The organism is Pseudomonas sp. TYF_14 (assembly GCF_043105275.1).
Lineage (GTDB): Bacteria > Pseudomonadota > Gammaproteobacteria > Pseudomonadales > Pseudomonadaceae > Aquipseudomonas > Aquipseudomonas alloputida.
The window spans coordinates 1-14642 of record NZ_JBICLK010000097.1; the positions used below are offsets into that span (position 1 = coordinate 1).

Here is a 14642-nt window from a genome sequence, read left to right on the forward strand (position 1 = left end):
TTACGGCGGGTCACTTTTTGTCAAACGCGACAAAAAGTAACCAAAAAACGCTGGCTCCCATCATCCGGCCCCTGCGCTACGCTCCGGGGTTCCCTCGCTACGGTCTTGCTCCCGGGAGTACGCGCTGCAGGCCCCATCCATGGGGCCTCAGCGCTTGACGGGCATCCATGCCCGTCACCTCCCTCCGCAAGCCCTACGCTCGGCCTCCTGAAGTCGCAATCTGCGTCGCCTGAACTATCGCGCACTTAGAAGCAAAAGCCACGGCAACGGCAACGGCAACGGCAACGGCAACGGCAACGGCAACGGCAACGAACCGAGTCTGATCAACGGTCCTTGAACTGTGCCTCACGCTTGGCGATGAATGCGGCCATGCCTTCTTTCTGGTCTTCGGTGGAGAAAGCCGCATGGAAGACCCGACGCTCAAAGCGAACCCCCTCGCTGAGGGTTACTTCAAATGCCCGGTTGACGCTCTCCTTGACCATCATGCTCACCGGAATCGACTTGCTGGCAATGGTCGCCGCCACCTTCAGCGCCTCTTCCACCAGCTCTGCCTGCGGCACGATCCGCGCCACCAGGCCTGCACGCTCGGCTTCTTCCGCGCCCATCAGGCGGCCGGTCAGGCAAAGCTCCATGGCCTTGGCCTTGCCCACCGCACGCGTCAGGCGCTGGGTACCGCCCATGCCCGGCAGCACGCCCAGGTTGATTTCCGGTTGACCAAATTTGGCATTGTCCGCAGCGAGGATAAAGTCGCACATCATCGCCAGCTCACAGCCGCCGCCCAGGGCAAATCCAGACACGGCAGCAATGATCGGCTTACGGCGATTGGCGATGCGGTCAGCGTCGCTGAACAGGTCGTCGACGTAGATCTGCGGGTATTGCAGCTCGGCCATTTCCTTGATGTCGGCGCCAGCGGCAAAGGCTTTGGCCGAGCCTGTCAGCACCACGCAGCCGATGTTCGGGTCGCGCTCGAGCTGGTCCAGAGCCTGGTTGATCTCGCCGACAATCTGCGCGTTCAGCGCATTGAGCGCCTGCGGCCGGTTGAGGGTGATCAGGCCAACCTTGCCGTGGATGTCCAACAGGATGGTTTCGAATGCCATGCAGTCTGCTCCTTCAAAGATTGCGCGCAATGACCATGCGCTGAATGTCGCTGGTGCCTTCGTAGATCTGGCAAACCCGAACGTCGCGGTAGATCCGCTCCAGCGGGAAGTCACTCAGATAGCCATAACCGCCCAGGGTCTGCAAGGCATCCGAACAGACCTTTTCGGCCATTTCCGAGGCAAACAGCTTGGCCATCGACGCTTCCACCAGCGCCGGGCGCCCCGCATCACGAAGGGCAGCGGCATGCAATACCATCTGCCGGGCAACGGAAATTTTCGTTGCCATGTCAGCCAGGCGAAACGCCACGGCCTGGTGCTCGATCAGCGGTTTGCCAAAGCTCTGGCGCTCGTTGGCATAGTCCCGCGCCACTTCGAACGCCGCGCGGGCCATACCCACCGCTTGCGAGGCGATGCCGATACGGCCGCCTTCAAGGTTGGCCAGGGCGATCTTGTAGCCTTCACCCTCCGCCCCCAGCCGGTTGGCCACTGGCACTTGCACATTGTCGAAAACGATCTGGCAGGTGTCGGAGGCGTGCTGGCCGAGTTTGTCCTCCACCCGCGCTACCTGGTAGCCCGGCGAATCGGTCGGCACGATGAAGGCGCTGATGCCACGCTTGCCGGCCTCCGGGTCGGTGACCGCAAACACGATCACTACGCCGGCGTTCTGCCCCGAGGTAATGAACTGCTTGCTGCCATTGAGCACGTAATGGTCGCCTTCCAGGCGTGCGCGGGTCTTCAGGCTGCTGGCATCGGAGCCAGCCTGCGGCTCGGTCAGGGCGAAAGCACCGAGCATCGCACCTGTCGCCAGCGGGGTGAGGAACTGCTCTTTCTGCTGCTCGTTGCCGAAGCGCAGGATCGGCACGCAACCCACCGAGTTGTGCACGCTCATGATGGTCGAGCAGGCGCCATCGCCCGCAGCGATTTCCTCCAGCGCCATGGCATAGGCCACATAACCCGTGTCGCTGCCGCCCCACTGCTCGGGCACCAGCATGCCGAACAGGCCCAGTTCGGCCATTTCGTCGATGGCCTCTTTCGGAAAGCGATGGTCCTTGTCCCATTGCTCGGCAAACGGCTTCAGGCGTTCCTGGGCGAACGCACGTACCGCGTCGGCGATCTGTTGTTGCTCGTCATTTACCAGCATGGTTCACCTCAATACAGGCATTCAACAGCCATGGCCGTGGCCTCGCCACCGCCGATGCAGATGGCCGCCACACCCCGACGCAGATTGTTCTGGCGCAAGGCCGACAACAGGGTGACCAGAATACGTGCGCCAGAAGCGCCGATCGGGTGACCGAGGGCGCAGGCGCCGCCGTGGATATTGACCTTGTCGTGTGGCAGATCGAGGTGTTTCATGGCCGCCAGGGTGACCACGGCGAAGGCCTCGTTGATCTCGAACAGGTCGACTTCGGCCAGGTTCCAGCCGGTGCGTTTCATCAGTTTGTCGATCGCGCCGATCGGGGCGGTCGGGAACAGCGCCGGGGTGTCGGCAAAGGCGGCGTGGCCGTGGATGACGGCCAATGGCTTGAGGCCACGTTTGTCGGCCTCGGAGCGGCGCATCAGTACCAGCGCCGCAGCGCCGTCGGAAATCGAACTGGCGTTGGCCGCCGTCACGGTGCCGCCTTCACGAAACGCCGGTTTGAGCTGCGCAATCTTGTCCAGACGCGCCTTGGGCGGCTGCTCGTCATCCTTGATGACGCGCTTTTCCTTGCCCTCGGTGACTTCCACCGGCACGATCTCGGCGGCAAAACGGCCGCTGCTGATGGCTTCCTGCGCTCGGGTCAGCGAGGCGATGGCGAACTGGTCCTGGGCCTCGCGGCTGAAGGCATTGGCCTGGGCACAGTCCTCGGCAAAGGTACCCATCAGGCGGCCTTTGTCGTAGGCGTCTTCGAGACCGTCCATGAACATGTGGTCGATGATCTTGCCGTGGCCCATGCGGTAGCCGCCACGGGCTTTGTCCAGCAGGTACGGCGCGTTGGTCATGCTTTCCATGCCACCCGCCACTACCACGTCTGCGGTGCCGGCCAGCAGCAGGTCATGGGCCATGATCGCGGCTTGCATACCCGAGCCGCACATCTTGTTCAGGGTGGTGCAGGTGGTGTGCTTGTCCAGCCCGGCGCCCAGCGCGGCCTGGCGTGCCGGTGCCTGGCCCTGGCCGGCCGGCAGCACGCAGCCGAACAGTACCTGCTCGACACCGGCGGCATCGATGCCGGCCCGTTCCACGGCAGCACGAATGGCGGCGCTGCCCAGTTGCGGCGCAGTCAGGCTCTTGAGGTCGCCCTGCAACCCGCCCATGGGCGTGCGCACGGCGCTGACGATAACGATGGGGTCATTGGCGAGGGTCATGTTCGCTCTCCTTACTTGGCAGCCATGCGCAGCGCACCGTCGAGGCGGATGACCTCACCGTTGAGCATGCTGTTCTCGATGATGTGGCGGGCCAGCGCGGCGTATTCCTGCGGGCGGCCCAAGCGGGGCGGGAACGGTACGCCGGCAGCCAGTGAAGCACGTACCTCATCGCTCATGCCGGCCATCATCGGGGTTTCAAAGATGCCCGGAGCGATGGTCATCACGCGGATGCCGAAGCGTGCCAGTTCGCGCGCGGCCGGCAAGGTCAGGCTGGCAATGGCCCCCTTGGAGGCAGCGTAGGCGGCCTGGCCAATCTGGCCGTCATAGGCGGCAATGGAGGCCGTGTTGATGATGACCCCACGTTCGCCGCTCTCATCGGCAGCCCCTTCGGCCATGGCCGCCGCAGCCAGACGCAACAGGTTGAAGCTGCCGATCAGGTTGACGTTGATGACCTTGGCGAAGCTGGCCAGGCCATGCGGGCCCTGCTTGCCCAGCACCTTCTCGGCACCGACGATGCCGGCACAATTGACCAACCCATGCAAGCTGCCAAAGGCACTGACAGCTGCATCGACAGCCGACTGGGCTGCCTGCTCGTCACTGATATCAGCCACGGCGAAACGGGCGTTGTCGCCCAGCTCGCGGGCCTTGGCTTCGACAGCCTGGGCATTGAGGTCGACCAGCATGACCTTGGCGCCAGCCTCGACCAGCATCTGTGCAGTCGCGGCACCCAGCCCGGAAGCGGCGCCGCTGACGATGAAATGTTTATTGGCTATGTGCATGAGTACTTTCCTTTCAGACGCTGGCAGGGGTGGCCTGTTGCGCTTGTTGTTTGGCGACTTCCTGGTTGCGCAGGATGAAGCGTTGCAGCTTGCCGCTCGGGGTCTTGGGCAGCTCGCTGACGAATTCGATTTCCCTGGGGTAGGCATGCGCGTAAAGGCGCTGGCGCACGTGCTGGCGCAAGGTTTCTTCCAGCTCGACGCTGCCGGCGTAGCCGCTGGCCAATACCACGAACGCCTTGATCAGCTCGGTACGCTCCGGGTCGGGCTTGCCGATCACCGCTGCCTCGATCACCGCCGGGTGCTCGATCAACGCGCTTTCCACATCGAATGGCCCCACACGGTAACCGGAGGTGGTGATCACGTCGTCGCTACGGCCAACGAAGCTGATGCTGCCATCCGGGTTCAGCTCGACAGTGTCGCCGCTGAGGTAGTACTTGCCGACGAAGGCTTTGGTCGGCAGGCCGTGGTAACCGCCGAACCAGCACAGCGGCGACTGCTCACGGTCAACGGCGAGGATGCCTGGCTGGCCGGCTGGCAGTTCGTTACCTTGCTCGTCCAGCACCACGATGCGGTGGCCGGGGATGGCATAGCCGGCAGAACCCAGGTGCACCGGATGCTGCAGGCCATGGTGGTTGCACAGCACCATGCCCAGTTCGGTCTGGCCGTAGTGATCGTGAATGGTCACGCCCAGCTCGTCGGCGAACCAGCGGATCACTTCGGGGTTCAGCGGTTCGCCGGCACTGCTGACCACCCGCAGGCGGCCCTTGATTGGTGCCGAGAAATCTTTGCCCGCCGCAATCAGCAAGCGATACGCGGTGGGCGAGCCGGCCAGGTTGGTGATACCCAGCTTGTCGATCACCCGGGCGCAGCTCTCGACACTGAACGGGCCATCGTAGAACGTGGTGGCATGCCCCAGCGACAACGGACCGGTAACGGCGTAATACAAGCCGTAAGCCCAACCCGGGTCTGCCAGGTTCCAGAAGTTGTCCTCGGGCAGCAGCTCGATGGCATCACGCATGTAGCCCTGAAACGCGACGATCGCACGCAGTGGCACTTCCAGGGGTTTTGCCGGGCCAGTGGTTCCGGAAGTGAACATCAGCAGGAATGGATCGTTGCCTGAGCGCATCACCGGCTCACATACGTCCGCTGCGCGTTCCAGGCATTGCTGGAAGTCCAGCTCACCACTGCGGGCCTTGACAGTGATGATGGTCGGGCAGGCGTGCACATCGTCCAGCTTGGCGCGGTTGTGGCTATCGGTGACCACCACTCGGGCATGGGATTGCTCAAGCCGGTGCTCGATGGCCTTGGGGCCGAACGCGGTGAACAAGGGCTGGTAAACCGCCCCGAGGCGCCAGGTAGCGAGGATGGTCACCAGCAGTTCAGGGGTACGCGGCATCAAGCCGGCAACCCGGTCTCCGGCGCCTACCCCCTGCGCCTTTAACACATTGGCGAACCGAGCAGCCTGCACCTGAAGCTGATCGAAGCTATAGCGCGCGCTGTTACCATCGCGGTCCTCATGAATCAGTGCCAGCTTGCCGTCACCGGCATGCCGGTCACAGCATTCGACACAGGCATTAAGGGCTTCAAGGTTGCCGTGCAATGCCGTCACAACGGCCTGGTCATGGTCGAACGTACGAGCGGCCTCGGCGTAATCGCGCATCATCGGACTCCTGGTTTCTTGTTTTTGGAGTTGAAGCATCGGTCCGACGATGTTCGCGCCGCTCATGCGCGGCGGCAATGGCCAAAGCTGTCAATCTGGATGACTGGTTTGGCCGCCGCTAATCACCCCTCTGCGCGCTCGGCTGCACGCAGGTAGGACTGGGTGAGCCCTGCGACCAGGCGCTCGATATCGAGGTCCTGCTGTTCCTGTAGCCGGCGTAGTTGCTGCTCGAAGGCCGCCGGCGCCAAGACAGGACGTTGAGCCTGCAGCTCAAGCGTGCGCCGAGTGTAATCCGCACTGAGGGCATCGAACATTTGGTCATGTTGCTGGCGCAGGTAACGGCGCCAGAACGCGCGCTGGCTCAGGCTATCGGTCAGGCCCTCGATGGTCTGCGCGCGCGTAACCCGCAGAAATGCATCCTCTACCTGGGCCTGTGTCAGCGCGACAGCATCGGGATAGCGCATGGCATACGGCTGGTTGGGCAACCGCAAACGGCTACGAAGTTGCACCCTGTAAGCCAGCCCCAATGCCAACTGGTCGACATGTTCACTGGCAGCCAGACGCTGCCGGCCATCCTGGTAGGCAATCCCTTCCAGTTGATCCAGCCGGAACAGTTGCCTGCCCAGTTCAAGCAACTCGCCCCTGCGTTCAGGGTTGACTGCGGCGGCTTCGGCCTGCGCCTGCCTCACCAATACCTGCAATGCACTGAAATGGCTGGCAACGGCGTCCGAACATGACAGCGGCAGGCCGGCCCGCTCAAAAATCCGCCGGCACAGCACCGGGTCGCCGTCCAGCGTAGCCAGCAGTGTCCATACCCCGTCAACCAGCGCATCCCGCCCTTCACCCGCTTGGCTGTAGTCCGCAGTCATCTCCAGGCGAGCCAACAACCTGAACAACCCGCTGCTACCCGGTTGCTCCAGCAACCGCAGCCACACGGCCTCACGCTCGGCCTGAACCGTCGCATCCGTATGGCCTACCCAACGCGTACGGGCCCTGGCCAGGTCAACTGACCCCAACTGCTCAGGTGAGTGCCGGTGTTCTTCGATCACATCGAGGGCATACAACCTTCGTTGCTGCATGACCGACAAGGGGTTGTCCTCCATCAGAATGGCCTGTCGAAATGCATAAGGCATCAGCTGGATCTCGGTGGGCACTTCGCGGAGTTGGTTGTTGCGCAAGTCAGCACGTTCAAGTAGACCACAGAGCTCCAGGCGACGCGGCCAGCTGCCCAGCCGACAATGACGCAGGTTCAGGCTGGTCAGCCGAGAAAGTTGGTGGAAGCTCATGTCCAGCGCTTCCAGCCGGTTATGACTGAGATCAAGATGCACAAGGTTGGACAAACCATGCAGAACGCTGATCGCCTGGGCGTCGAGGCGTATCTCGTTATGCGCCAACCGAAGCGATTGAAGATTCGGTAAATGGGCAATGCCTGTTGGTAGACGCATCAACGCGTTGTTGTTGAGGTTCAGGTGCGTCAAGGCAGTAAACGGGCGAAGGAAGTCGGCCGGAATGTCAGTAATCAGGGTGTCGTTCACGCTCAGCAGGGTAATGCGATGGAAATCGATGTTCGGCGGCAGTGCCGGCAGTGTGCGCAAACTCAAACCGCTCATCGACAAGCGCTGCCCCTGTGTTTGCCCCTCGCCGGCCGAAACAGGCTCGCCCTGCAGTCGCCAGGCTCGCAGGATGCTGTCGGCCGTCAACCTGCGGGCGGCGCGTCGCCCCTCCTGCAACTCGGCACCGACCCAGCGATTCAGGTACAGCACCAGCTGATCATGTGCTTCCTGCAGTTCTACCAGGCGCTCGAAGACTGGCTGCGGGCCTTGTTGCACGCGCGCCAGCTCCACATCGAGCGCGGCCTCGTCCAGGCCAGGATAAAGCGATCGTAGCTGATCGCGAATGATCGCTCGCTCATCCCTGGGAGCAGCGCCAGGGCGGCCACTGAGCGGGTATCCCACGCGCCCATCGTCCATGCGACGCCCTGGATTGAGCCAGGCCTGCTCCTCTGGCCAGCCGAGCATGCGCGCGATATCCCAATGGGTAGCGGGTAACCGCGCCAGAAGCTTCTCACGCAGTTGCCTCGCCGCCGCACTGCCCACCAGTTGCATCGCTGCCCGCTGCTCTGATGTCAGTGCGGCAGAAAGCGCCTCGAAGATACATCCCGGCTCGTCAGCGATAAACACGTGTGGCAAACCTGACCCGTTGTAGATCAGAAACCTGCCTTCATGCCTGACCACTATTCTTCTTGCCTCGGTTCGCCCGCCGCTACCGAGGCGCCTGATAGACCGCCCATCCAGCCCGCGGTCGCGCAAGTCGAGGTCAAGTTGCTCGAGTTCGAAGCTATCCAGCAACGCAAGGGCCAGTTCGCCGGTGACATCACTGTACGCCGTGCTCAGATACAACCCCGCCAGCCCCCGACTCAGGCGAGCCAGACGCAAGAGCGAACGGGCGTTCTTCGCGCACGGCAATGGCAGCCGCCGCTCGACACGCGCCATTTGGTGCTCAAGCTCATGCGCCTGACCGGTTACTTCATTTATGTAGGCCGAAGGCAAACCCGGGAAGTCCCGTTTTACCAACATGCTCAGCGGGTCTGCTGCCAGTGACTGTTCTGTCAGGCGAGCAAACAATTGCGGCCGCAACCCGGCCTCATGCACCTGCATCTGCTCCAGTCCGGCGCCCACGCCTGGCCTTGCTTCACACCAGGCCAGCAGCTCCCTGTCCGATGGCATCAACGCCTTCAGCCGAACACGCTGGAAAAACCTTTCAATGCGTGCATGCGCCTGGAAGGCGCGCAAGGTTTGGCCAAGGCTCACCGGCGCCGGGCGATTCTCCACGAGAACGCCGCGCAACAAGTCTGCATCGATACCTGCCACCCGCATTATCTGCTCGGCCTGATGCGCGTCGACAGGGGAAAGCTGTGGCCATAATGCATCCAGCATGCGGGCAGGCGCCTGCCAGCTTAAGGGTTGTTCACGCATCAGCTGCCAGCCACGCTCACCGTTGTGCAACACGACCGGCCCGTAGCCACCCTCACTCGCTGCATGGCGCAGGCGATAGGGGCCATCGACGACGGGCTGATGCACTTCGAGGTAACGTCCATCGATACGGACCCAGCGGCGGCCCGCCTCGCCACCGCGCTCCTCCTCGAGCAGATCGACAGGGCCCGGCAATGATCGATAATTTCTGGCGTTGAACTGCCACAGGCGACTGCGCCCATTCCCAAGGCTTACCGGCTCCAGGCCCGCGACAAACGCACTGCGCACAAAACTGACACCCGCCACCGTCGCTGCGGTAGCCGCCAAGGTTTCGGCGACCCCCAGCAGATGCTGCAGCGCTTCGTGTTGGTGCCCCTTCGACCAATCCCTCATCCCTTCGAACACTTCAGCGCACGTCTGAGCAACCACCTGCCCCAGCAGCACGCCCCCCACAGCCGGGATGAAAAGGCCGGCGAGGTTTACCAGGTCCAGACCTGCCGCCTTCCACTCAGCGTGTCTGGCGCTAACCGCCCGGCTATCAGCGTCAGCGGTCGGTACCAGCAGCAACCGGGCATCTTCCTTGACCCGTTGCACTTGCCGAGTCGCCAGTTGCGTGAAAACCCCTCCCCCAGGTGTTTCACCCTCAAGCTCGAGGTCCGGCAGCTTGTCTTTCAGGCGCTTGCCGAGGGTACTGACAAAACCTGCACGGTGCTCAAGGCTGATGAGCTGTGTGAAGAACTGCCAGTAACCCGGATCTTGCAACAACATTGCCACGGTACTGTTCATGGAGGCGGCATTGTCGAAGAACCGCAATGCCTGCCGGGGATCACCAGGCAGGTAAAGCACGATGCCCCGTTCATTTCCCGCCTTGTCATGCAGGTGGATCAGCAAGCCATCGACCACAGGTTTCCCTATTGCCCTCAACAGCATGGGTTTGCCTTCGAGCCCTTGTTGTCGCCCCTCCTGAGCGGGGTCCACCACCTCACGCAAGGCGAGCTGCACATCGACGCTTATGTTTCCCTGCAATGCCGCAAGCTCGGTCGCCAGCTTCAACCCCGAACGTTTGTCTTCAGCCAGCACCGCCTGGGTAGCTGGCGGGAAGATCCTTTGCAACGCGTCCTGATAACGCTGACCAACGTCCAGATTGCGACAGGCCGTAATCAATGCTTCCAGCGATGCATTCAATGGTTTATCGCTGCCTGGCAAAACCAGCCCCGTGCCCTCGTAGTAGCGGGTATTCGCAGCAAAGTTGCGCATCAGCCGCAGTAACCCGTTCTCACGCGTCTGGCTGTACCCGTATGTCTGTTGCAAGGTACCTGGCAGTGTGCCGAAGCGTGGCGCCACCCGCAGCCACTCGAGCTGGGCAAATACCTGCCCGTCCGGCAACGGTGCATCCAGCAACGCCGCCAGGTGCTTCTCGGCAAACTGCTGGAGCGGCAGTAACTCAAGCGTCAGGCCACTCAAGCGTGCCTGGCTGGCATGGTGCGCGTTCAGACTGGTGCGCAGGGTGTTGATCTGGCCCCTTGACGCGCGTTTGAGCCACTCAGGTAATCGGGCACCGATGAATCGGTCATGGCCCGTCGCGTTGATGATCATGGTGGGTTCCCCTAGCTATATGACGAAGCCAACCATGTTGTTCAAATGTCGGCCCAGGATGCAGAGGGAACGGGTTCGATCGGCGCCTGCTCGGTAAGCCTTCTGGGCCCGCGCGGTAATGCACTACTGCAGGAAGCGTTCGCCCTTCAGTGCCCTGCCCCTCGCGCCTGGATCAATGCCCGATAATGTCCCGGGTTGCAGCCGAACCACTTGCGAAATGCCTTATAGAACGAGCTGCTGTCGGCGAACCCCAAACGCTCGGCAAGCTCGCCCATGGCCACGTCTTCCTGGCTGAGCCAGGCGATCGCCAGCTCCCGTCGTACGCTGTCCTTCAAGCCCTGGTAGTTCTGCCCCTCTTCTGCCAGGCGCCGACGCAGGGTCGATGGCGACAGGCACAGCTGCCGGGCCAGGCGGTCAGCATCGGGCCATTGCTCAGGGGCCAGGCGCAACAGGTCGGTGCGGATACGCCGCCCGAGGCTGGCCGGGTCACGGTACTTGACCAGGATATTGCCCGGCGCTTCGGCCAGAAAACGCTGCAGCTCCTCCTCGCTGCGCCGCAGGGGCAAGTCGAGGTATTGCGAAGCAATGATCATGCGTGTGCGTGGACGCTCAAAATGCAGGTTCTCCGAAAACATGACCCGATAGTCGTCGCAAAAGGGTGGTTCGGCACAACGCAGATCAATGCTCAGAATCGGGATGCGCCGCCCGGCCAGCCAGCAGGTCACCCCATGCACGATCATCCAGAAGGTGAAATAGGTGAACGCGCGGCGCGGTTCGTCACGCGGCTCATTAATGACAATTTCGGCCAGGCCTTGCTGGCGCACCAGGCTGGGCTGCATGTCTTGAAGCATCAGCGACAGAAAGGCCAGCGAGGTTTCCAGGCCTGCGCCCAGGGTCGGCTGGCCCATGCTGGCACGGCACATGAACGCCAGGCTGCCACTGCACAGACCGCGCGGGTCCATCGCGAAGAATTCGTCGTTGCAGCGCCGGGCCAGCAAGCGCCACAGGCGGGCATAGGACTCGGCACTGACCCTTGCCTCTGGCAGGTGCAGTTGTTCAACGGCGATGCCCGCCCTGGCCAGCAAGCCACTGTCAGGCTCACCGGCAGGGCAGGTCTGCAACAGCGCTTCGCGCACCAGCTGCATGGAAATGGTGTCTTTGTCGCTCATCGACGGTCCTGTCGGCTGATTGCCGGCCATATTAGGGTCTGTATGAAAAGCCGAGGGTGCCCCGTAGCAAACAGCCATCATAGCCCTGCTGCCAGGCTCAGGAATGCCTGAATCAGGCGCAGTTCGCGACGGCGCTCCAGGCAGCCGATCACGTGTTGGTTGACAAGGCCCTCGCCGGCCAATGGTCGTGCCACCACACGGGGATCATTGGCCACTTCAGTGGAAGAAACAACGCCAATCCCCAGCTGCGAGGCCACAGCCTCGGTTACCGCCTCCCGGCTGTCCAGCTCCAGCAATACACGCGGTTGCACGCCCGCCTTGATGCAGGCCTTGTCGAAGGTGCGCCGGGTGGTGGAGCTGGGTTCGCGCAGCACCATGATCTGCTGGTGCAGCGCGGCCAACGGCAAGTCCTCCCGCGCGCTGGCCCAGGCGTGCCCCACCGGTAACAGCGCACACAGGCGCGACTCACAGAGATTTTGCAGATGCAGCCCCTTGCGCGGCTCGATTTCGGTCAGCACCGCCACGTCGGCATGCTCGCCGAGCAGCGCAGCCAAGGTCTCCTGAGCATTGCCCAGGCGCAAGTTGACGGTGACACCAGGGTACCGCTCACGCAGCAGCGCCAGCATCGGCATGACCCGATGCGGGCCGTCGGCGGCTACCTCCAGGCGCCCGGTCAGCAACTGGCGGTTGGCCTCAAGCATGGCCTGCGCTTCTTCGGCCAGGCCGAACATGGCGCGCGTGATGGCCGCCAGGCGCGTGCCCTCCTCGGTCAGCTCCACGCGCCGTGCAGTACGCCGCAACAAGGTGATCTGGTAGTGCTCCTCCAGGGCCTTGACGTGCCCGGTCACCGCCGGCTGGCTGATGAACAGGCGCTCGGCAGCACGGGTAAAGCTGCCCTCACGGGCCACGGCGTCGAAGGCGCGTAGCTGGAACAGGTTCATATTTATCGGCCTGACTTATAGCTGGGATAACAACAAACAATTTGATTGATGGCAGCGCGAATTGCAACCTAGGCCCCGTAGTTTCAGCCCACCGCTTGTGAGGAATAACGGAATGAGCAACGCCCCGATTCTGCTGACCCCAGGTCCCCTGACCACATCAATCCGCACCCGCCAAGCCATGCTGGTGGACTGGGGCTCCTGGGACCGTGACTTCAACCAATTGACTGCCAGCGTCTGCGAACAACTGTTGGCCATCATCGACGGCGCCAGCAGCCACCACTGCGTGCCCCTGCAAGGCAGCGGTACCTTCGCCGTGGAAGCGGCCATCGGCACCTTGGTGCCACGCGATGGCAAGGTTCTGGTACTGATCAACGGCGCGTACGGCCAGCGCCTGGCGAAGATCTGCAAAGTGCTGGGTCGCACCTACAGCACCTTCGAAACGGCCGAAGACCAGCCGACCACCGCCGCCGACGTCGACCGGCTGCTGGCCGAAGACCCGGCCATCACCCATGTGGCGCTGATCCACTGCGAAACCAGCACCGGCATCCTCAACCCGCTGCCCGAGATCGCCCAGGTGATCAAACGCCATGGCAAGCGCCTGATCATCGATGCCATGAGCTCGTTCGGAGCATTGCCGATCGATGCCCGCGAAATCCCCTTCGAAGCACTGATCGCGGCCTCCGGAAAGTGCCTGGAAGGCGTACCCGGCATGGGCTTCGTCTTCGCCGAAAAAAACGCCCTGGCGGCCGCCGAAGGCAATGCCCACTCGCTGGCCATGGACCTGCACGACCAGCACGCCTACATGGCCAAGACCGGGCAATGGCGCTTCACCCCGCCTACCCACGTGGTCGCGGCCCTGCACGAAGCACTGCAGCAATACAACGAGGAAGGTGGCCTTCCGGCCCGCCACCAGCGCTACGCAGACAACTGCAAGACGCTGCTCGATGGCATGGCAGCCATCGGCCTGCGCAGTTTCCTGCCTGCCGAGATCCAGGCGCCAATCATCGTCACCTTCCACGCCCCCACCGATGCCCGCTACCAGTTCAAGGACTTCTACGAGCGGGTCAAGGCCAAGGGATTCATTCTCTACCCGGGCAAGTTGACCCAGGTCGAAACCTTCCGCGTCGGCTGCATCGGCGTGGTCGGGGCGGACGGCATGCAGGCCGCCGTAAATGCCGTGGCCGAGGTGCTGCGGGAAATGGAAGTGCTGGACATCTGACGCTTTGCCCACCCGAACCCAGGAATTCGCGCACATGAACTATAACAACCCCATCCAACTGCAAGCCGCCATCCTCGACTGGGCTGGCACCGTGGTCGATTTCGGCTCATTCGCTCCCACCCAGATCTTCGTCGAGGCCTTTGCCGAGTTCGACGTGCAGGTGTCGATCGAGGAAGCCCGAGGCCCGATGGGCATGGGCAAATGGGACCATATCCGCACCCTGTGCGACGTACCGGAAATTGCCGAGCGCTACCGCAAGGTGTTCGGCCGTACCCCGACCGATGATGACGTCACCGCCATCTACAACCGCTTCATGCCGCTGCAGATCGAGAAGATCGCCGTGCACTCGGCACTGATCCCCGGTGCACTGGACACCCTCACCGGTCTACGCCAGGACGGCCTGAAGATCGGCTCGTGCTCGGGTTACCCGAAAGTGGTGATGGACAAGGTGGTGGAACTGGCGGCGCAGAACGGCTACGTAGCCGACCATGTAGTGGCCACCGATGAAACCCCGAACGGCCGCCCATGGCCGGCCCAGGCCTTGGCCAACGTGATTGCGCTGGGGATTGACGATGTAGCGGCCTGCGTGAAGGTGGACGACACCGTGCCTGGCATTCTTGAAGGCCGCCGTGCCGGCATGTGGACCGTGGCGCTGGTCTGCTCGGGTAATGCTCTGGGCCTGACCTGGGAAGGCTTCCGGGCGTTGAGTGCCGAGAAACTGGAAAGCGAGCGCCAGCGCATCCATGCACTGTTTGCCGGCTCCCGCCCGCATTACCTGATCGACACCATCAACGACCTGCCCGAAGTGATTGCCGACATCAACCGGCGCTTGGCCAAGGGCGAGATGCCGCAAGCCTTCTGACCCC

The 14642-nt window shown here is 62.8% G+C and carries 10 protein-coding genes; 2 read left to right on the plus strand and 8 right to left on the minus strand.

The genetic code is table 11. The annotated features are described in order from the left end of the window. Positions 1–323: 323 nt before the first annotated feature. The 8 genes from ACF8O8_RS27000 to ACF8O8_RS27035 all read right to left on the minus strand — a co-directional run bounded on the left by ACF8O8_RS27000 (position 324) and on the right by ACF8O8_RS27035 (position 12557). Entirely contained in the window at positions 324–1097 is a 774-nt protein-coding gene (locus tag ACF8O8_RS27000) for an enoyl-CoA hydratase (protein ID WP_003250095.1), read from the minus strand. A gap of 13 nt (positions 1098–1110) precedes the next feature. Further along, complete coding sequence (locus ACF8O8_RS27005; protein ID WP_010953197.1) at positions 1111–2238, minus strand: acyl-CoA dehydrogenase; 1128 nt, start codon at positions 2236–2238, stop codon at positions 1111–1113. An 8-nt stretch (positions 2239–2246) separates the two neighbouring features. Next, positions 2247–3440: an acetyl-CoA C-acyltransferase gene (locus ACF8O8_RS27010; RefSeq protein WP_010953196.1), complete on the minus strand. Its 1194-nt coding sequence runs from the start codon at positions 3438–3440 to the stop codon at positions 2247–2249. A gap of 11 nt (positions 3441–3451) precedes the next feature. Next, the gene (locus tag ACF8O8_RS27015) at positions 3452–4219 is read right to left on the minus strand and encodes an SDR family NAD(P)-dependent oxidoreductase (RefSeq protein ID WP_003250091.1); all 768 of its coding nucleotides are present in this window, start codon (positions 4217–4219) and stop codon (positions 3452–3454) included. A gap of 13 nt (positions 4220–4232) precedes the next feature. Then, on the minus strand, positions 4233–5879 hold the full coding sequence (locus ACF8O8_RS27020; RefSeq protein WP_267273799.1) for an acyl-CoA synthetase: 1647 nt from the start codon (positions 5877–5879) through the stop codon (positions 4233–4235). Positions 5880–6001: 122 nt separating this feature from the next. Next, a complete protein-coding gene (locus ACF8O8_RS27025; protein WP_392510854.1) occupies positions 6002–10447 on the minus strand; it encodes an NEL-type E3 ubiquitin ligase domain-containing protein in 4446 nt (1481 codons plus the stop codon). Between the two features lie 146 nt (positions 10448–10593). Then, on the minus strand, positions 10594–11616 hold the full coding sequence (locus ACF8O8_RS27030) for an AraC family transcriptional regulator (protein WP_020192118.1): 1023 nt from the start codon (positions 11614–11616) through the stop codon (positions 10594–10596). 77 nt (positions 11617–11693) lie between these two features. Continuing rightward, positions 11694–12557 carry a LysR substrate-binding domain-containing protein gene (locus tag ACF8O8_RS27035; protein ID WP_010953192.1) on the minus strand — a complete coding sequence of 288 codons (864 nt, stop codon included), beginning with the start codon at positions 12555–12557 and terminating at the stop codon, positions 11694–11696. A gap of 112 nt (positions 12558–12669) precedes the next feature. On the opposite strand from ACF8O8_RS27035, the gene ACF8O8_RS27040 reads away from it, so the two are divergent. Together ACF8O8_RS27040 and phnX are read left to right on the plus strand one after the other, a co-directional pair. Next, complete coding sequence (locus ACF8O8_RS27040) at positions 12670–13776, plus strand: 2-aminoethylphosphonate--pyruvate transaminase (protein WP_103444025.1); 1107 nt, start codon at positions 12670–12672, stop codon at positions 13774–13776. A gap of 34 nt (positions 13777–13810) precedes the next feature. Then, entirely contained in the window at positions 13811–14638 is an 828-nt protein-coding gene (phnX, locus tag ACF8O8_RS27045) for a phosphonoacetaldehyde hydrolase (RefSeq protein ID WP_392510855.1), read from the plus strand. The last annotated feature ends 4 nt before the right edge of the window (positions 14639–14642 follow it).

What these genes read in the sequence shown, in the direction of transcription:
- ACF8O8_RS27000 (WP_003250095.1), bottom strand. Translation starts at nt 1,097, where the DNA reads ATGGCATTCGAAACCATCCTGTTGGACATCCACGGCAAGGTTGGCCTG.
- ACF8O8_RS27005 (WP_010953197.1), bottom strand. Translation starts at nt 2,238, where the DNA reads ATGCTGGTAAATGACGAGCAACAACAGATCGCCGACGCGGTACGTGCG.
- ACF8O8_RS27010 (WP_010953196.1), bottom strand. Translation starts at nt 3,440, where the DNA reads ATGACCCTCGCCAATGACCCCATCGTTATCGTCAGCGCCGTGCGCACG.
- ACF8O8_RS27015 (WP_003250091.1), bottom strand. Translation starts at nt 4,219, where the DNA reads ATGCACATAGCCAATAAACATTTCATCGTCAGCGGCGCCGCTTCCGGG.
- ACF8O8_RS27020 (WP_267273799.1), bottom strand. Translation starts at nt 5,879, where the DNA reads ATGCGCGATTACGCCGAGGCCGCTCGTACGTTCGACCATGACCAGGCC.
- ACF8O8_RS27025 (WP_392510854.1), bottom strand. Translation starts at nt 10,447, where the DNA reads ATGATCATCAACGCGACGGGCCATGACCGATTCATCGGTGCCCGATTA.
- ACF8O8_RS27030 (WP_020192118.1), bottom strand. Translation starts at nt 11,616, where the DNA reads ATGAGCGACAAAGACACCATTTCCATGCAGCTGGTGCGCGAAGCGCTG.
- ACF8O8_RS27035 (WP_010953192.1), bottom strand. Translation starts at nt 12,557, where the DNA reads ATGAACCTGTTCCAGCTACGCGCCTTCGACGCCGTGGCCCGTGAGGGC.
- ACF8O8_RS27040 (WP_103444025.1), top strand. Translation starts at nt 12,670, where the DNA reads ATGAGCAACGCCCCGATTCTGCTGACCCCAGGTCCCCTGACCACATCA.
- phnX (WP_392510855.1), top strand. Translation starts at nt 13,811, where the DNA reads ATGAACTATAACAACCCCATCCAACTGCAAGCCGCCATCCTCGACTGG.